The sequence below is a fragment of the Enterococcus sp. DIV1328a genome (assembly GCF_050536905.1).
Lineage (GTDB): Bacteria > Bacillota > Bacilli > Lactobacillales > Enterococcaceae > Enterococcus > Enterococcus faecalis.
The window spans coordinates 1,591,135-1,609,003 of record NZ_CP172912.1 but is presented as its reverse complement, the minus strand read 5'-3'; the positions used below and the strand labels follow the sequence as shown (position 1 = coordinate 1,609,003).

The following is a 17,869-nucleotide window of genomic DNA, read 5'->3' as shown; positions in this document are numbered from 1 at the left end:
TTTGGTACAATTATCTTATCAATAACGGAGGTGTACTAATTTGAATATCGGAAAACCGAGAAAATTAGGCAAAACCATCGAAGATATCGAAGAGGGAGATTCGTTGTCCTTGACAGAGTCAATTGAAGACAAGGACTTATTACTTTACTTGGGCTTGACCAATGATGCGAATCCTTTATATATCCAACATGATTATGCCCAAAAAACAGAATATGAAAAACCAATCGTACCATCAATTATGCTGATGGGAATTATCACTAGTGCGATTTCTAAACATTTGCCAGGACCAGGTTCCCATGTTGTGAATTTCTCTGTGAACTTTGTGGAACCCGTTTTTCATTACGAAACATTGACTTTCCAATTAGAAGTAATCAAAGTCGACAAAATGAAAGATGTGATTACCATTTCAGTTGAGGCTGTTAATGAGCAAGAAAATCGCGTGTTAGATGCAGTGGTGATGGTTCAACCACCCCAAGTGACGATTGATGAACTAACAGAGAAAGAAGGGACTTTAACTTATGAATAATCAAGAGTATATCCAAACTGGCACAGGTTTGAATAAATTTTATGCCAAAATTTACGGATTTTTAGCGTTAGGAATTGGTATTAGCGCAATCATGGCTTATGCAATGACAACTGTCTTTTTACCCGTTCTAGCTACTTTATTCCAATCAAGCTTAGCTTTTTGGATGATTTGGCTTGTTGAAATTGGCTTAGTTTTATATCTAGGCGCAAAAGCACAGAAGAATCCAACCATTGCGATTGCAGGATTTGTTGCGTATGCATTATTAAATGGTGTCACTTTATCCGTGACGTTATTAATGTATACTGGTGGAACAGTGGCCGGCGCATTTTTAAGTGCAGCAGCTACCTTTGGCGCGATGTCATTAGTAGGTGTCTTTACGAAGAAAGACCTATCAGCAGTTGGTCATGCCGCTTATAGTGCCTTAATCGGAATTATCATTGCGATGTTGCTAAATATGTTCCTTTTACACAGTAATGCTGTAGAATTCTTTATTTCCATTTTAATGGTTCTAATTTTCTCAGGGATTACTGCTTATGATAACCAACGTATACGCCAAGTCTATGCGCAAACAGGTGATCAAGCAGGTACTGGGATGGCCGTTTTCTTCGCATTACAATTATATCTTGACTTCATCAACTTATTCTTAGCTTTCTTAAGAATTTTTGGTAAAAACAACTAACATGAACGTAAAAGAGCCAATCTGCTCAGCAGATTGGCTCTTTTTTTAACCCATTCCAATAGCGAAATTCAACAGTTTATCGGAGTATGTTGGGTTTTCTAAATCGGTTTTCATTGTTTCGTTCAGTAGACTGAGCTGATCGGTAATGATGCCATCGACGCCATAAAAAATCATTCGTGTCATAACATCTTCATCATTTGCTGTCCAAGCATAAACCTTTTTCCCATCATGATGAGCGGCATTTACAAAGTTACGATTCATTGTACTGTATTCCATAGTAAAAAAGTCAACTGGCATTTTAGGCGGTCCCACAATGTTGAAAGGAATAACGTAGCCTACATAAAAGCGTGGTTCTTCTTTCTTTAAGGCCATCGCCGTATCATAGGTTAAGGTATGAAGGATATGACCGTTTTCTAAAATATTTTCGCGGTATTGTTTGACAAAACGCTGTACTAAATCAGGGCTATCCTGAGGCGTGGTTTTGATTTCAATTAATAAACGTTGTTTTAATTGATTGGCTTTGGCTAAATAATCATCGAAAGAAACCATTTTAGCAGTTTGACCATTTTCTGTGACATTCATATTCGTTAATTCTTTAAGTGTTAATTGATTCGGTCGTTTATTAACGCCCGTTAACGCCCGTAAATTAAAATCGTGCATGACAATAAATTGATGGTCTTTGGTTTCTTGAATATCCATTTCAACATAATCAGGTTTTGCCTTATTGGTCTCGATTAAAGAGTCTAAGGTGTTTTGAACGCCATTGTTACCATTGACACCACGATGGGAGATGGTAACCGGTTTTCGGTCAGGTGTATGACTTAGGTAATTCGTATTATAGGTGCCTACACCAATTCCGAAGATGATTGCAATCAAACAAAAAAGAACGACTCTGAAGGTGGTCCATTCTACCCGAACCTCTGATTTCGGGGTGAACCATTCTGGCGTGTCAGGCAAAATCCCTTCATCCTCCATATCATCAACAATAATGTAAAAAATAGCAACACTAGACAACACCAAGTTTAAGAGCATCATAACCTGAAGGAGTGTCATAGCGATGACAGCGCTAGGTAAAGACCACTCAGGTTTAAACGTTTCGACGGCGGTTTGACCTAAAAATATCAAGAAATAGCCAGCCGTAAAAATCCCTAAAACAGTTCCACCAATGATAATAAATTGTCCTAAAATCTGGAAAAAGCGTCGCTTTGTAATTTGCCAACTACGTTTTAAAGACTCACGAAAACCAACATCACGTAAAATCAACTCTGGAAGGGCAAAAGCAAGTCGAATCGCTAAATATAAGATAATCAGTTCTAACAATACGAAACCAATAATAATAATGACGCGATTTGCAAAAATAAAATCTAAGATAAAGGCTGGAATCTTAACTCTTGTTAATAAATAAGAGCGGAAGGTTAACCCACTTAATGGTAAAATCAAAAAGAAATATGCCAGGAAAAACAGAAAGGTAATTCCTCGAACTTTTTTGATCTGAAGCAAGGTGCCGTGCAATAATTGCGTTAGAGTAATTGGTTGCTTTTTCTTAATAAAATAAACACTAAGCAATAAAAAGGTAAATTCAAAAAAGAGCGCCAGTAAAATTAACAGCCCAATTAGTAGAAAAGTCAAAAGGACATAGGGATGTTGCGTAGCAATTGCCCCTAAGTTATCGTAGGAAATATAATCAATCCCACCTTCTTTGAGTACCAATTTGGACAAACTTGTCAATAAAGGCAATAGAACGAATAACATAAATCCGTGCATCAAGAGCACATCGCGAAAATACGCCGTTGTCCCTTTAAGAAAATCTAGCGTATTCACAATACTATTTTTAAAATAACTAAACATCAAAAGTCCCCCAGTTTCTACCAAAATTCCATAATAAAAGGACTAAATCAAACTGACACAGGCAGAGTTTTGATTTAGTCCGTTCGCTTTTTTATTTATTTTACATTCCCAGTAAGCTAGTTAAAAATGTACCGCCATAAATTAACGCAAGACTATATAAATAGATAGAAGCAGGTTTTGCTAATAAAATAATCAGAGTAAATTTTTTCACAGACATTTTTGTTAAACCGGCCATTAAACAAAGCGCATCATCCGGTGCAATCGGGAAGAAAATTGCTAAAGCAAACAATCGTTCAAAACGTTTTTCATTGTCTAACCAACCGATATACTTGTTATATGTTTTATCACTGACAAGGCTCATAATGAATGGCTTCCCATAATTACGACCTAATAAGAAAATGATAATAGAGCCAAGTGCAATACCAACGTAATTATAGACGAAGCCCATTGTTGGTCCGAAAATCAAGACCCCTGCAGCACAGCTAACACCACCAGGAATAATCGGAATAACCACTTGAATAATCTGAATTAACATGAAAATAATCGGACCGAGAATGACAGATTGCCCTACTAGTCCTCTTAGTGCATTGATGTCCTTGAAGACACCTAATCGGATAAAATAGATGGTTGCAATTATGGTTGCAACAATGCCCAAAATGGAAATAATATTAACAATTTTTCTAGATAGGGTAACACTCACATTTCTCATCTCCTTTAGTTATACTCATCGTACTTTTAGTATATAACTTTTTATCAATAAAAAACATCGTTTGTTCTTTCTGCAAACGAACAAAGTTGTAAGATACGCATCATTTGATAAGTTTATTATACAAAAAAAGAGACAGAAAAGACATCCTACTTAAGACCCATTCTGCACTGATCTTTCGAAAGAGAGTAAAAGAAACGAAAGTGGCGCATTTTTTAGTAATATTATAGAGGGGCAAAGAGTGAAATTAAATTTGCATCCACGTCTTTAATGATTGCGTATCGTTGGCCCCAAGGTGCATTCCAAGGTTCTTTAAAAACAATGTAACCAGCTTGGCTCATTTTTTTCACGGTGTTATCAACTTCTGCGGCCGTTTCACAAAGAAAAGCAAGTTCAATTTTATCGCCTTGTTGGCTAGGCGCAAACCCATAGACACCAGTAATCATTTGTAGTGAATTTAAAGAAATCCTGACGCCATTGTTTTGTAATTCTGTGTAATCAGGCGAAGCTTCTCCCAGCACGTTAAAACCTAGCGTTTGGTAAAAAGAGAGTGCTTGTGTCATATCGTTGACGATAATACCGACCATATCTAACTTCATCCTCATAACCTCCGATCTATGATAAAATAAGTGTAAGGGATTTTTTGGTAAAAACCAAACGATTTATAGCGAGAGTGCTTAAAAAAATTAGAATGTAACAGTTTACAACGAAGAATAAGAAGACTATAATTATGTTAACTAGTTTTAGGTGTACCTAAAAGTGAAATGTGTGAACAAGATAGATTGAGGGATGTTGGATGAAAGAAAAGAAAACGGAAAAAATGCTTAATTATGCAAATGGACCTAGTTTAGAAGAGATAAATAATACCGTCGAGGTACCTAAAAACGCAAGCTTTTGGCGAACTTTGTTAGCCTATAGCGGACCTGGCGCTTTAGTGGCTGTTGGTTATATGGATCCAGGAAATTGGATTACGTCAATTGCTGGCGGAGCGGAATATAAGTACACGTTACTTAGTGTGATTTTACTTTCTAGTTTAGTTGCCATGTTACTACAAAGTATGGCTGCACGCTTAGGAATCGTGACAGGAATGGATTTAGCTCAAGCGACTAGAGAGCATACAAGTAAACGAACGGGCGTTGCCTTGTGGGTGGTGACGGAGTTAGCCATAATGGCAACAGATATCGCTGAGGTAATTGGTGGTGCCGTTGCTTTGCAATTATTATTTGGTTTTCCATTATTAATTGGTGTGTTGATAACAACGTTTGATGTTTTATTACTTTTGCTACTGACAAAGTTAGGCTTTCGCAAAATCGAAGCAATTGTTTCTTGTTTAATTGCAGTCATCTTTTTTGTTTTTGCTTATGAAGTGGCATTAGCAGATCCAAATGTTGGTGAAGTATTACGAGGTTTTATTCCAGACACAAAAATAGCGACAGATAAATCCATGTTATTTTTAGCCTTGGGAATCGTTGGAGCGACAGTCATGCCTCATAACTTATATTTGCATTCTTCCATTGCGCAAGCTCGGAAATTTGATCGTAACGATGATGCTGAGAAAGCCAAAGCAATTCGTTTCACTACTTGGGATTCAAATATTCAATTAACTGTCGCTTTTGTCGTAAATTGTTTGTTGTTAATTTTAGGAGGAGCATTATTTTATGGAACCAACAGTGAATTAGGTAAATTTGTTGATTTATTTGATGCTCTGAAAAATCCAGATATTGTTGGTAATATTGCTAGCCCAGTGTTAAGTATTCTTTTTGCAATTGCTTTACTGGCTTCGGGTCAAAATTCAACGATTACAGGTACGCTGTCAGGACAAATTGTAATGGAAGGCTTTATCCATTTAAAAATGCCGTTGTGGGCAAGACGAGTGTTAACTCGTTTGTTAGCAATTGTGCCAGTCATTATCTGTGTCATTATTTATGGCGGTAGCGAAACGGCTGTTGAAGACTTGTTGCTTTATACGCAAGTTTTCCTAAGTATTGCTTTGCCAGTGTCGATTATTCCTTTAACGATGTATACAAGTGATAAAAAATTAATGGGCCAATTTGCGAATCCAGCGTGGGTGAAATTTTTAGCTTGGATTATTGCAATTGCCTTGACGTTATTGAATTTATTTTTAATTTATGGCACATTAACTGGTTTAACGAATTAATAAAAACAAAGGCTGACTGGAAAAGTTGGCCTTTGTTTTTTCATAGAATTTGCGCGTAAGAAATGGTAGAATAGGAAAGATGAAATACAAGGAAGAGAGGCTTTCACGTGACAGATTATTTAAATGTAGGAAAAATTGTGAACACACAAGGAATCAAAGGAGAAGTTCGGGTCATTTCGAAAACGGATTTTCCAGAAGAACGTTATCAAAAAGGGGCAACGTTACTGCTATTTCAAGAGAAAAAAGCACCAATTGAATTGGTCGTGAAGTCCCACCGCAAGCATAAGAATTTTGACATTTTAAGCTTTGAAGGACATCCAAATATCAACGATGTTGAAAAATATCGTGACGGTATTTTAAAAGTTGCAAAAGACAATCTCGCTGAATTGGCAGAGGACGAATTTTATTATCACCAAATCATTGGTGCCACTGTTTATGATGAAACCGGTAGTGATCTGGGAAAAATTAAAGAAATTTTATCTCCTGGTGCGAATGATGTGTGGGTCGTCCAACGACCAAAGAAAAAAGATTTACTTTTACCGTATATTGAAGGCGTTGTTACAAAAGTCGATGTCGAAAATCAACGGATTGATGTGGACATTCCAGAAGGATTGATTGACGATGAGAATTGATGTATTAACTCTTTTTCCTAGAATGTTTGAAGGACCAATGGGGGAATCAATTATTGGGAAAGCTCGGGAAAAGCAGTTATTAGAATTGAATGTCTCTAATTTTCGCGATTTTTCAGATAACAAACACCAAACGGTCGATGATTATCCGTATGGTGGTGGCGCGGGGATGCTTTTAAAAGTACAACCGATCTATGATAACCTAAAAGCAATTGAAGAAGAGACAAACCAGCAACCAAAACGGGTCATCTTATTAGATCCAGCAGGAAAACCGTTTAATCAAAAAATGGCCGAGGAATTTTCACAAGAAGAACATTTAGTTTTTATTTGTGGACATTATGAAGGCTATGATGAGCGAATTCGCACGATGGTCACAGATGAAGTTTCATTGGGGGACTACGTTTTAACAGGGGGCGAATTAGGCGCAATGGTCATGATTGATGCGACAGTCCGTTTATTACCTGATGTCTTAGGTAACAATCTTTCTGCACAGACGGATTCACATTCCACTGGCCTATTAGAGCATCCACAATATACCAGACCTGCTATTTTCAATGATATGGAAGTCCCTGCCGTGCTAACGAATGGGAACCATAAATTAATTGCAGAATGGCAACTAAAAGAATCATTACGACGGACCTTTTTGCGTCGACCTGACATGTTGGAATCAGTAGAAATGACGCCTGAAATGTTGAAGTTATTAGAAGAAATTAAACAAGAAGAGCAAAAATAAGGGAACTTTCAAGAAAATTCTCTTTACAGCTTATTTTGTCTGTGGTAAACTAATTTGGTGAGTGCAATGCGCTCTAACTATTACAATATTCCGCTGTGGCAGAAGTGACCATAAGAATATTTGGGAATAAGGAGAAGGATAAAATGAATCCATTAATTCAAGAATTAACACAAGAACAATTACGTACGGATATTCCTGCGTTCCGCCCTGGTGACACTGTTCGCGTTCATGCGAAAGTAGTCGAAGGTACTCGTGAACGTATCCAGTTATTCGAAGGTGTTGTAATTAAACGCCGTGGTGCTGGAATCAGCGAAACTTATACAGTACGTAAAGTTTCAAATGGTGTTGGTGTGGAACGTACATTCCCATTACACACACCACGTGTTGCTCAAATTGAAGTGGTTCGCTACGGTAAAGTACGTCGTGCAAAACTTTACTACTTACGCGCATTACACGGAAAAGCAGCTCGTATCAAAGAAATCAGAAGATAAGAAAGTCTCTGACTATCTATCAAATTTCGAATGTGAAAAGTCCTTGTCTATCAAGGGCTTTTTCTATTTGTCTTTATTCCTAAATTTCGTAAAAAAGGTGTTTTAGTATGTAATTGTCCTAGATTGTCCTATTTTGACAACATAGGTAGTCAAATGTGGGCTAAATTTAACGATTGCGCTGACGACAAAAGTCATCCGAAAATACCAATACGAACCTCCGAATTTAGCAAGGTTGAGGTTGACTTGCTAAGAAGGGAGACAGAAGCCGATGCGTACCCAGCGGCTGCTAAAAAGGATGATAGAACTATATTCTCTATAGTATAGTTAAGGAGACATCTATTATGAAAAATAATGATAAGAGAGTAATTTGGAAGCAAGAAAATGATTTGAAGTTAATGCAAATTATTTTGCAATTCATTGAAAAACATCAAATTGATTCTGTGAGAAAGTATCAACAAAAATTAAAAGAATTTCCTAAAGAAGTCCCTAGTTTGTGGTTTATCCAAGAGAGATTTGGCTCTTGGGATAAGTTATTGATTCAACTAGGTGAAAATAGATTAGAGAGATATCGTTGGTCGAAAATACCCACTGATGAATTGCAAGAAATCGTTGTGACATTTATTAAAGAAGAAGGAATATGTTCTCAAAGAGCTTATGAGAGAAGCACTGTTGGAAATAAAACTATTCCTTCGTTAGATACTTTGAAAAAACGATTTGATGATATTAAACCTTTCTTTAAAAGAGAATCAGTAGAATCAGTTTCCAATTTTGAACTTCTTTTTGAATTAAGGAATGAGATTATCCGATTAGGTTTGGAAGAAAATCTATCAATGAGCGAGTTTAGAAATAGAACGAAATCAGATCAATTACCATCAGTGGATACAATTATGAGGAAAACAGGAAAGTCTTGGGAAGAATTAATGGAAGAGATTGGTTTTGATTATAGGACTTTGAAAATTGAGAAATTGACTAAAAACTTTAAGTAATTATTTGTTAACAAATAATAGAACTATTTTCTATTTAAAATATGTGAATTGTAATGTTGAGTATAGCATAGTTTTCTACTTTGATCCTAATTTGAAAGATAGCAAAAATTTATTAAAAAGTAGGTGATTCTTATATTGTTTATTATTCTCAGAAAGCGCTATATTATTTCATGAATTGTTCAAACAAAAATGACATAATGTGATTAAAAACATGTTGAAGGTGATAGTTTATGGTAGAGAGAGCATTCAGTGAAGAGCTTGGTGAAGAGGTATCAGCAAAAGTGGCTTATAGGAAGTCAATGAAGGGTGAAATAACGGATAAAAAGGCTTTTCATTGTATAGACCCTAACTGTGCAATTCAGTTAACCTGTATAAATTTTGGTGAACCAAAAGGGAAACGATTTTACTTTACCACTTCTTGTCGTGAAGCACTGCATAATATAGATTGTTCAGAAATAACGGTTGCCGATAGAAAAGAACAAATTAGTACTGAACATGAATTGGCTAAAAAAACAATTCAAAAAGATGGTACCATTCGTATGTCACAATCTCTAAATAAAGTAGCATCGACTATTAAAACAGAAGTTGAAGATAAGAGTGGAATAATAGTGACAAATGAAACAAATAGTACTACAAAAAATGGAACAATTAGAGAAACTAGAAATATCTATTCACTTGCGAGTTTTGTTGAGCTATATTATGATCCGATGATTGATAATGATTGGCAACAAGTTAGAATAAAGGATGAATTGATCTCTTTGAATGAATTATTTGTTCCCTCCTCAGAAACAAGTGTGGGAAATAGAATTAGAATTTACATGGGTGTAGGGAAAATTACTATATTTAAGAAAACAATACTTAAAGTAGTCTTTTCTGATTTTCCTGAAAATCCAATTTTTACAAATAAGGATAGAGCAATGAGACAAAATAAAGAAATTATTTCAAAATATGCAGATAGTGATGAAGAAATTAAAATATATTTTAGAGGTTATTTTGGAAAGAAAGATGGTAAATTCAAATATCTATCATTCCATGAACAGTCCATTTACAAAGATTTATTTTTTAGTAAGCTTATTCAAGATACTGAATAAATTAGAGATATAAGTTGATAATTGCCTTTTATTTACTGACTGATGAGAAGTATAGACTATGATAAAGATTCTTTTTAGCTGAAAAGGATTGAAATGGAAGTTTTCTTGCTATATAGCCAATTGTTTGATCGCTTCATTTGGAGGCTAGTGGTAGCTACAATACAAAAAAAGACACTCAATTGTTAGCAAGTTGATAGCAGAAGTGTTGCTCAAAAATTTTGATGATATTAGCATAAAAAGCATTCTCAAAAAAGAGGATGTTTTTTTTGTTGTATATTTTTCTTGTAAAGAGATGTAAGATTCTTTTAGAAATTATTGTAACGATAATGTAATAATTGGTAATGATTTTATACCTGTAAGAAATTTTTTTTGATGTATAATTGACTTAAAAGAACGCTCGTTCGTAAACTTGGAGGGATACTATTATGCTGCAGAAAGAATTTGAAAATTTTAACAAAAATATCCAAATAGAAGGTGAAAGTGAGGCGCTGAGAACAAAAAGAGATATGCTAAAAAAGGATTTTAAAGTGAAATTTCCAGAGCTATGCCAAGAGAAAAATATTGATTTAAAATCAAGTGAGATAAATTTTATAATGCAAGGAAGTTTTAAGCTAGGTACAACAATTAAATCAAAAGATGGAGATATTGACTTAGATCAAGGAGTCAGCTTTCCACTAAACATCTATGATAATGAAGATACTAGAGAAATAAAGAAGTTAGGGAAATCTGCTTTAGAAATTTCTGGGAAACGGGTGCCTAAAATCAAAGAACCTTGCATAACTGTTGATTATATTCGACAGGGGGAGGATTGGCTACACTTAGATTTTCCAATGTATGCCGAATATGGTGGTTCATTCTATTTGGCTAGAGGTAAACAACATGGAAGTTATAGTTGGGAAATAGCAGATCCTAAAGGATTAAATGAATACATTTTAGCTAAGCTAAGCTCAAATGAAGGTGGGCAATTAAGAAGGTTGATTAGATTTTTAAAGAAGTGGAAACAGGAGGTTTACACTGACAATGATACTACAGAAAAACGTCCTCCAAGTATTGGATTAACACTTCTAGCAGTTGATCTATATCAAAAGAATGACTCTGATTTAATAGCTTTTAAAAATTTGTGCGAATCAATTTTAAGGGAGTTTACAGTTGTTAAAGATATCAATGGAAATGTAATTTCTGCTTCCATCAAAAAAAACTTACCCGTTCGGCCTTATTCTGATGTTTTCAAAAAATTTGAAAACTCTGAGAACCATGCTATTACATTTTATAAACGATTTAATAGAGCTGTCGAAAATCTGACAAACGCTTTAGAATGTGATAATGATCATGATGCAGCTAAATATATAGTAAAAATCTTGGGAGAAGAGTTCGAAATACCTGAAAAGGAAGTTAAATCATATGCAACAAAAGTCAAACCAGAACACAGTTTTGGATAATAATGTATCTCGTTTCCGCTCATCAATAGAAAAATTTGAAAATTTTAGTTTCGTAAAAGAAAAAGATGGACTTGTAGAGTTTAAAGATTGTAAAAATCATGAATTCACCTGTATGTTATTTGAAATAGATTATGATTTTAATGGAGATATGCCATATGTATGGGCTAATAATTGTGAAGAAGATTTTCCACATTTTATGTTGTCTAGTATAGAAATATCTGGTATTGATTACCGATACATTTGTTTATATCAAAAAGAAAAGCTAGTATTCTCTGATTTATCACTAGAAGAAAAATTTGAGTTTATATTGGAGAGTCTACAAAGATTATGTGAGCTAAGCGCAAATGAGATAGAAGAGGAGTTTCAAAAGGAATTTCTATATTATTGGAATTCAGCAGCCCATTCAATTCAATCAAATTTTTACCCAAATTTATTTATAAACTGTAATGATTCATTTCAACAGTTAGATTATTATATTAAAGATGGACAAACTCGTGTGCTTAGCCAAGATACCAAATTGAATGATATATCTAAATGGAAAAAAATTAACACTATGGCTTTCTACATTCCATTAATCAATATAGAAGGAATTTTACCGCCAACTACTAATCACCATTGGACTTCAAAAGATATTTTGAATATTTTAGAAAATGGGCAAGTCAATAAAATTGCTCCTAAGGTTTATGAAAAGATAAAAAATTACACTATTAGAAAAATGAAAATTGACTTATATTTTTCTTTGCCTAAAACTGACCAAAAAATTCTTTTTGGATGTAGAGTTAATTTTAAAAATGCTGGTGCAGCAAAATTGACTGAAAAATTAATTGACAATGTTTTATCTGTAGAGCCTTTTACTTTATTTCGTAATGATTTTTTATATTTAAACAAATCTATTGGAAATGAAGTTATAGAGCATAAAGTCGGAATTGTAGGTGTTGGATCTCTTGGAGCCTATGTGGCTAGCGAATTGCTAAATGCAGGAGTTAAAAATTTATCGCTATTTGATAGTGATTACTTTAGTTCAGAAAATCTATTCCGCCATAGACTTGATTCTGGTTTTATTGGCTACAAAAAAACTGAAGCTTTAAAATTTACTTTGGAACAAAAACATCCGGAGATATCCATTAATTATGTCAGTGAAATGATCTCAGAAAAAAATCTTCAAAACTATATTGTAGAATTTCATATTGAATACTTAGTTTTTTGTATAGGTTCAACTGATCAACAACATGATATTTCAAAAATGTTATCAAAATTGAATCTAAATATAGTTGTAATGTATGTTTGGTTGGATCAGAATGCTATTGATAGTTATACTTTAGTATCTTATGACAACAGCAAAATATGTTATACTTGTGGGAAAAAATATGTAGAGAAATTATTGTCTCCTGAAGAAGTTTTGGATCAAGATAATAGGTGGTTAAATGATGGATGTGGGGGTACACGAATGAAATATGGTAATAGAACACTTTTGTCAGCGACTAATGGGGTCTTGTTTGCCTTAGAAAAAGCTTTAGGAGACTCAGAACCTTTTGCAATTAAATCAAGTATTAATACCGGAATTACTGAATGTACAATTAGTAAAAATTTGGGATGTGATTTTTGTGATTCATTCAAATAGATTAATTAAATACTTACTTCCTGATGGAAATGAGTTGATTATTCATGCTCAAGTGATCAATACTTTGCTTTCTCATACTCAAAAAAAATTTAGTGATCCTGAGAGTGGTGGCTTTCTACTAGGCTATGAAAATAAGAAAAGTAGTTCAATAATCGTTGAAGATGTAACAATACCACAAAAAGAAGATAGGAAGAGTAGCACACATTTTATGATCAAGGATAATGCTCATATCAATTTTCTTGAGAAGGCTGAGGTTGAGAAATCATTTTTTTTAGGAACTTGGCACACACATCCTCAAGACTATGTAACTCCATCTATTACAGATTGGAAGGACTGGAAAAAAAGTAGAAAGAAAGAACGTCCAGGAGCAAGGTACATGATATTTATAATTGTTGGGAGAAAGGAAATAGGAGTGTGGTGTGTAGACATGACCACTATATTTAAAAGAGCTACAAAATTAGTGAAAAAGGTGGGTGAACAACATTAAAACAAAGTTGTATGCATTAGTAAAAGTATGGCTCCCTATATTTTTGACTCCAATAGTTATATTCTTTTTTTTGAATAAATCAAGTAATTATCTGACTAATTCTATACTTCAATTACTTCTTGGTGTAGAAAAAAAAGATTTGATTTCAGAATTGTGTTCTTATTTAAATACCAGCATTTCTTTGATTCTAAGCTTTGTTATCATTTTACAACTATTGAGTATTATTCGTAAAAGAAACAATGAACAGCTTTTTAACTCTAACGGTAATATTTATTATGAGCACTGGTATATAACTTTTTGGTTTGCTTCTAAAATATTGGGGTATAAAAAACTACAATTAGCGGGAATTCCAATTGGTATGCAATTTAAACTCGTCTTGAGAGGAACATTTCCTGAAATCATTGAGGATATTTGGGACATGCATTACGAAAACATAGCTGATGTTGTTCTAAGAGCTGATGAAGAGACTGTTGAAGTAGAAAAACTGAATATGGATTTGCTAAATGAATCTCCTAATGTTAATTTATTAATATGTGATACTTATCAAATTGATATTAACCAGATTAGTAATGAGTTTAAATATAATCCTACAATAATAGTTAGGTCTACTGTCAATAAAGAACAGTTAAGATATTTGAATAAGCCATTTGTTAATGAAATAAGAAAAAGTGTTCAGCTAATTGCTCGTGATAAAAATGTATATGTATTTTCAACAGCTAGCCCTAAAAATAATTTAAATATAATAACTTCTTGTTTTAGATTTTTTGACAGATTTCCGATAAAAAATGTTTACGTAGTTCAATGTGGAAAAGATAAGAAATACAGGAAGGCTATCAAAGTTATTTAATATAATGGAATATTAAAATAGAAAGAGCTCGTATAGCTCTTTTTATATTGTTTCAGGTAATACATCTTGATGAGTATGATCAACACCTATATTTGCTGTAAATTTGTAATAGGATTGGAGATGAAAAAATAGAACATGGTATAAGAGATCCACCAGTAATAAGAACACTTTCAATATTAATCTTAAGGAGAAAACAAATGAATAAGAAAAAACGACAAGCAATTTCGCTAGTGGGTGTACTCACAGTGATGATTGCTTTTTTTATTACCCCAATTACGGCTTTTGCAGCTTCGGTCAATTATGAAAAAATTGGAGATTATGTTTCGACTTGGCATGTTGCTTCACTAGGGGGCTTACACTGGACGGACACTGGCGTGCATCTGATCAAAGCGGATAATCAACCTGCTTTTTGTATTGAACATGGTGTTTTATTGAACGGTGGCTCAGGATTTACACCATCAGAACTAAATAGTACAGAAAAAGAACGTCTATCTTTGATTTCCTACTATGGGTATCAAGTCAGTCCTACAATGGAAAATTATGGTATTACTCAAAACATCATATGGGAGGAGTTTGGCGATACGCTATTAACTACACAACTTCCAAACTATGCAAATCGCAAAAATGAAATTCTAACAAAAGTAGCTAATCATAAAATTAAGCCAAGTTTTGCGAATCAGAACATTACCTTGAATGTTGGAGATTCTATCACATTGACAGATACAAACAATGTTTTATCAAAATATGGCAATCTCTTAGAAAATTCCGCAAATCTAAAAATTGAAAAAAACGGAAATATCCTGAAATTAACTGCTACGGCTAGTTCTAAAGAGTCTGGTAAGCTGCAATACAGTATGGTGCCAAAAGATCAAGTGGGTCAAAGCTTCATCTATAAGAAACCTGGTGAACAGACTGTAGCCACATTCAAATTATCCAATGCTGGAGAAATGAATCTGAATGTTAAAGTGAATCTAAATGGCAATGTCAAACTGAAAAAAGTAGATGAAGATACTGGAAAAGCTGTACCTAATACCAAAATGAAATTTGAATATAACGGACAAACACAAGAGATTGTCACTGACACGAACGGTTTGGCACAGATTGATGGAGTGAAAGCAGGAACAAAAATAAAAATTACGGAGGTCACTGCCAGTAAGGGGTTTGTGAATAAAGGTGAATCAAAGGAAATCACGATTGAAGCAAACAAAACAATCGAAGTGATTTTTGGAAATAAAGCCCAACAAGGGTTATTAAAATTAAAAAAGACAGGTCAGAAAGCTACTACTGTTACTACTACTGATTCTGATTATGGGAAGCTACATGACATCATCTTTGATTATGTTCCTCATTTTCTCTTGAAAATTTATTTATGTAGTAGAATTTTGATGGTCAACTAATATATTATCTTAAGTTAAGAAGTCCAAAAGAAAATGAACTGGTTTCTTGCCAAAAGAGCAAAAACATTTAAAATTGAACATTAAAAATAAATCATAAAACAAAGAATAAAATATTTTTGATTAGTGTTCTTCATATACATAGAAAAAATATGTAAGCGAGATTAAACTGAAAATTTTTAATTCACTTCCACAATGGATAAAGAAACTTATGTAATTGTTAGGGCTAATTTATCATGTTATCTTAGATATGTAAAGAAGAACGTTAGCTAACAGAAAGGTGATATCCATGAACGAAAGGCAAATAAAACTTGCGCGCTTGCTAATTGAACATGATAAATTTTTACCTGCTTCTTTCTATAGTAAAAAATTGTCTGTCTCAACTAAAACCGTATTTCAAGATTTAGAAACACTTAGACTTTTCATTCAACCTTATTCTGTTGAAATAGAAAGGTTACCTTCTTTAGGTATCCACTTGTCAGGTGAACATAGTGCAAAAAGCAACTTTTTAAAAGAGCTAGAAAGTGAGCTTTCGCAAGACCAGCTGTCACCTGTAAATAGACGAGTCAAAATTATTCAAAGTGTATTTTTTGAAGAGGATAATCCGACATTAGAATCTCTTGCTGAGCAATATTTAGTCAGTAAGACCTCACTTTATAACGATTTAAAAATTATAAATGAAATCATTGTATCGCATGGGATTGAAATAATATCAAATAATGATGGATTGACTAGTCAGGGGGCAGAGAATGAGATTCAGCTAGCAATTAAGCAGCTAGTAACACATTTTTCAAATTTGATAGAAGAAAAATCTGTCAATGCAAAATTATACCACTTTTTTGAGAAACAATTAGTGGATATCGTATCAAAAATTCTACACAAGAATTTTAGAGAACTCACTGAGAATGTTTCTGACTATTATATGGAATCACTTTTGACAACTCTCTTGATTCAATGCCGTCGTATTCAAATGGGGTATCATGTTGAAGGAGAGGATGATTACCTATTTAGTAGTATACGATATATGGAAACGTTTGTGGTTGCTAATGACATGTCTGAACGATTATCTCAAGAGACTGTTCTGAATTTTAGTGAAGCTGATAAAGACTATTTATCTCGTCAACTTTTTGCCCATCGAGTTACTACTGAAGTGAAAGCTAGTGATGAAAAATATGTAGATTTAGTGTACCGTTTGATTTCTAGAATGAGTAAAATTGAAAAAATTGATCTGACTCAGGATGAGCACCTTTTCAATTCACTATTATATCATATACCTGCTATGATTCTTCGTTTAAAACGTGGAATTCACATTGAAAATCCTTTATTGGAGAATATTCGTGACCAATATTCTGAGCTTTTCAGTATTGTTTGGTATGCATTAGTTATTGTGGAACAACAGTATAATGTGATTTTGAATGATGACGAGATTTCGTTTATTTTGATCCATTTCCAAATTGCCTTGGATCGTCAATCCAAAGCAAGCAATATTGTCATTATTTGTCAATATGGAATGTCTTCAGCTCAATTTATTTATTCAAAGGTTCGTAAGTTCATTCCAGCCCATGATAATGTGGAGATATCGACATTGGAGAGATTTAATAAAAGTGACAAAGAAAATATTGACTTGATTATCAGCTCGATTGATATTCCACAGTCAAAAACTCCTTTTGTAAAAGTTACACCTTTAGTTAGTAATCAAGACTATATCAAGATCATGGAGGCATATACAAAGTATCTCATTCAAGGAGCACCTTTTGGACTATCTGATTCATTAGATAGAAATTTTGAAGTAGATGTGTTGAGTAAATATGTCAATCTTAAACTTATTAGCTTGCAAAATCTTTTTTCTGATAAAGCTGATTGTTTAAATAGCATGATAGATGAACTAGAAAAAAGAAAACTAGTATTGCCTACATTTCGGAAATCGGTTTTTGAGAGAGAGGATATTGGGAATACCAATTTGGAAAGTGGTGTTGCATTACCTCATGCAGATCCAACGACGATTCTTAAGTCTCATATTTATATTGTATCACTTAAGAAATCGATTAATTGGGGAGATCGCACGGTCAAATTGATTATTATGGTAAATCTCAGTGAAGAAGACTTACAAGAGATTCGCGAAGTTGTCGAAGAACTCTATCAATTTATTGATGAGAAAAAGAAAGTTGATGCGCTTGTGAAAGTCAACGATTCTGTGCAAATGCTACAAATTTTTAGTACTGGAGGAAACTAAA

17 protein-coding genes are annotated in these 17,869 nt (G+C 33.7%); 14 read left to right on the top strand and 3 right to left on the bottom strand.

Annotation, left to right across the window (positions count from 1 at the left end; genetic code table 11):
- Positions 1 to 40: 40 nt before the first annotated feature.
- A complete protein-coding gene (locus IGL93_RS07775; RefSeq protein ID WP_002357164.1) occupies positions 41 to 526 on the top strand; it encodes a MaoC/PaaZ C-terminal domain-containing protein in 486 nt (161 codons plus the stop codon).
- A complete protein-coding gene (locus IGL93_RS07770) occupies positions 519 to 1,205 on the top strand; it encodes a Bax inhibitor-1/YccA family protein (protein ID WP_002357165.1) in 687 nt (228 codons plus the stop codon). Before IGL93_RS07775 ends, IGL93_RS07770 begins: the two co-directional genes overlap by 8 nt.
- Before the next feature lie 45 nt (positions 1,206 to 1,250).
- Here the strand turns inward: IGL93_RS07770 and IGL93_RS07765 are convergent, their stop codons facing one another.
- The 3 genes from IGL93_RS07765 to IGL93_RS07755 all read right to left on the bottom strand — a co-directional run bounded on the left by IGL93_RS07765 (position 1,251) and on the right by IGL93_RS07755 (position 4,358).
- Positions 1,251 to 3,053, bottom strand: a complete 1,803-nt coding sequence (locus IGL93_RS07765) for a glycerophosphoryl diester phosphodiesterase membrane domain-containing protein (RefSeq protein ID WP_002364138.1) — start codon at positions 3,051 to 3,053, stop codon at positions 1,251 to 1,253.
- 100 nt (positions 3,054 to 3,153) lie between these two features.
- A complete protein-coding gene (locus IGL93_RS07760) occupies positions 3,154 to 3,762 on the bottom strand; it encodes a TVP38/TMEM64 family protein (RefSeq protein WP_002383106.1) in 609 nt (202 codons plus the stop codon).
- Positions 3,763 to 3,983: 221 nt separating this feature from the next.
- A complete protein-coding gene (locus tag IGL93_RS07755; protein WP_002381774.1) occupies positions 3,984 to 4,358 on the bottom strand; it encodes a VOC family protein in 375 nt (124 codons plus the stop codon).
- Positions 4,359 to 4,555: 197 nt separating this feature from the next.
- Between IGL93_RS07755 and IGL93_RS07750 the strand changes: the two genes are divergently transcribed.
- The 12 genes from IGL93_RS07750 to IGL93_RS07695 all read left to right on the top strand — a co-directional run bounded on the left by IGL93_RS07750 (position 4,556) and on the right by IGL93_RS07695 (position 17,868).
- Positions 4,556 to 5,917, top strand: a complete 1,362-nt coding sequence (locus tag IGL93_RS07750; RefSeq protein WP_002360069.1) for an Nramp family divalent metal transporter — start codon at positions 4,556 to 4,558, stop codon at positions 5,915 to 5,917.
- Between the two features lie 107 nt (positions 5,918 to 6,024).
- Positions 6,025 to 6,549 (top strand): ribosome maturation factor RimM, encoded by a 525-nt coding sequence (gene rimM, locus IGL93_RS07745; protein WP_010713301.1) that lies wholly within the window; start codon positions 6,025 to 6,027, stop codon positions 6,547 to 6,549.
- A complete protein-coding gene (trmD, locus tag IGL93_RS07740) occupies positions 6,539 to 7,279 on the top strand; it encodes a tRNA (guanosine(37)-N1)-methyltransferase TrmD (RefSeq protein ID WP_002381776.1) in 741 nt (246 codons plus the stop codon). Before rimM ends, trmD begins: the two co-directional genes overlap by 11 nt.
- 143 nt (positions 7,280 to 7,422) lie before the next feature.
- Complete coding sequence (gene rplS / locus IGL93_RS07735; protein ID WP_002357176.1) at positions 7,423 to 7,770, top strand: 50S ribosomal protein L19; 348 nt, start codon at positions 7,423 to 7,425, stop codon at positions 7,768 to 7,770.
- Positions 7,771 to 8,111: 341 nt separating this feature from the next.
- Entirely contained in the window at positions 8,112 to 8,756 is a 645-nt protein-coding gene (locus tag IGL93_RS07730; RefSeq protein ID WP_010775939.1) for a hypothetical protein, read from the top strand.
- A gap of 230 nt (positions 8,757 to 8,986) precedes the next feature.
- Positions 8,987 to 9,847 carry a hypothetical protein gene (locus IGL93_RS07725; RefSeq protein ID WP_033789354.1) on the top strand — a complete coding sequence of 287 codons (861 nt, stop codon included), beginning with the start codon at positions 8,987 to 8,989 and terminating at the stop codon, positions 9,845 to 9,847.
- A 425-nt stretch (positions 9,848 to 10,272) separates the two neighbouring features.
- A complete protein-coding gene (locus tag IGL93_RS07720) occupies positions 10,273 to 11,286 on the top strand; it encodes a cyclic GMP-AMP synthase DncV-like nucleotidyltransferase (RefSeq protein WP_033789351.1) in 1,014 nt (337 codons plus the stop codon).
- Positions 11,249 to 12,907 (top strand): ThiF family adenylyltransferase, encoded by a 1,659-nt coding sequence (locus tag IGL93_RS07715; RefSeq protein WP_010775936.1) that lies wholly within the window; start codon positions 11,249 to 11,251, stop codon positions 12,905 to 12,907. The genes IGL93_RS07720 and IGL93_RS07715 overlap by 38 nt, the downstream gene beginning before the upstream one ends.
- The gene (locus IGL93_RS07710; protein ID WP_010775935.1) at positions 12,891 to 13,394 is read left to right on the top strand and encodes a Mov34/MPN/PAD-1 family protein; all 504 of its coding nucleotides are present in this window, start codon (positions 12,891 to 12,893) and stop codon (positions 13,392 to 13,394) included. Before IGL93_RS07715 ends, IGL93_RS07710 begins: the two co-directional genes overlap by 17 nt.
- Positions 13,381 to 14,241: a hypothetical protein gene (locus IGL93_RS07705; protein ID WP_010775934.1), complete on the top strand. Its 861-nt coding sequence runs from the start codon at positions 13,381 to 13,383 to the stop codon at positions 14,239 to 14,241. Before IGL93_RS07710 ends, IGL93_RS07705 begins: the two co-directional genes overlap by 14 nt.
- A gap of 197 nt (positions 14,242 to 14,438) precedes the next feature.
- Entirely contained in the window at positions 14,439 to 15,638 is a 1,200-nt protein-coding gene (locus tag IGL93_RS07700; RefSeq protein WP_010775933.1) for a SpaA isopeptide-forming pilin-related protein, read from the top strand.
- Positions 15,639 to 15,924: 286 nt separating this feature from the next.
- Positions 15,925 to 17,868 (top strand): BglG family transcription antiterminator, encoded by a 1,944-nt coding sequence (locus IGL93_RS07695; protein ID WP_010775932.1) that lies wholly within the window; start codon positions 15,925 to 15,927, stop codon positions 17,866 to 17,868.
- Position 17,869: the final 1 nt, after the last annotated feature.

Coding starts and splice junctions, on each gene's coding strand:
- rplS (WP_002357176.1), top strand. CDS start 7,423: ATGAATCCATTAATTCAAGAATTAACACAAGAACAATTACGTACGGAT.
- IGL93_RS07700 (WP_010775933.1), top strand. CDS start 14,439: ATGAATAAGAAAAAACGACAAGCAATTTCGCTAGTGGGTGTACTCACA.
- IGL93_RS07725 (WP_033789354.1), top strand. CDS start 8,987: ATGGTAGAGAGAGCATTCAGTGAAGAGCTTGGTGAAGAGGTATCAGCA.
- IGL93_RS07750 (WP_002360069.1), top strand. CDS start 4,556: ATGAAAGAAAAGAAAACGGAAAAAATGCTTAATTATGCAAATGGACCT.
- IGL93_RS07765 (WP_002364138.1), bottom strand. CDS start 3,053: ATGTTTAGTTATTTTAAAAATAGTATTGTGAATACGCTAGATTTTCTT.
- IGL93_RS07715 (WP_010775936.1), top strand. CDS start 11,249: ATGCAACAAAAGTCAAACCAGAACACAGTTTTGGATAATAATGTATCT.
- IGL93_RS07770 (WP_002357165.1), top strand. CDS start 519: ATGAATAATCAAGAGTATATCCAAACTGGCACAGGTTTGAATAAATTT.
- IGL93_RS07730 (WP_010775939.1), top strand. CDS start 8,112: ATGAAAAATAATGATAAGAGAGTAATTTGGAAGCAAGAAAATGATTTG.
- IGL93_RS07755 (WP_002381774.1), bottom strand. CDS start 4,358: ATGAAGTTAGATATGGTCGGTATTATCGTCAACGATATGACACAAGCA.
- IGL93_RS07760 (WP_002383106.1), bottom strand. CDS start 3,762: ATGAGAAATGTGAGTGTTACCCTATCTAGAAAAATTGTTAATATTATT.
- IGL93_RS07695 (WP_010775932.1), top strand. CDS start 15,925: ATGAACGAAAGGCAAATAAAACTTGCGCGCTTGCTAATTGAACATGAT.
- IGL93_RS07720 (WP_033789351.1), top strand. CDS start 10,273: ATGCTGCAGAAAGAATTTGAAAATTTTAACAAAAATATCCAAATAGAA.
- trmD (WP_002381776.1), top strand. CDS start 6,539: ATGAGAATTGATGTATTAACTCTTTTTCCTAGAATGTTTGAAGGACCA.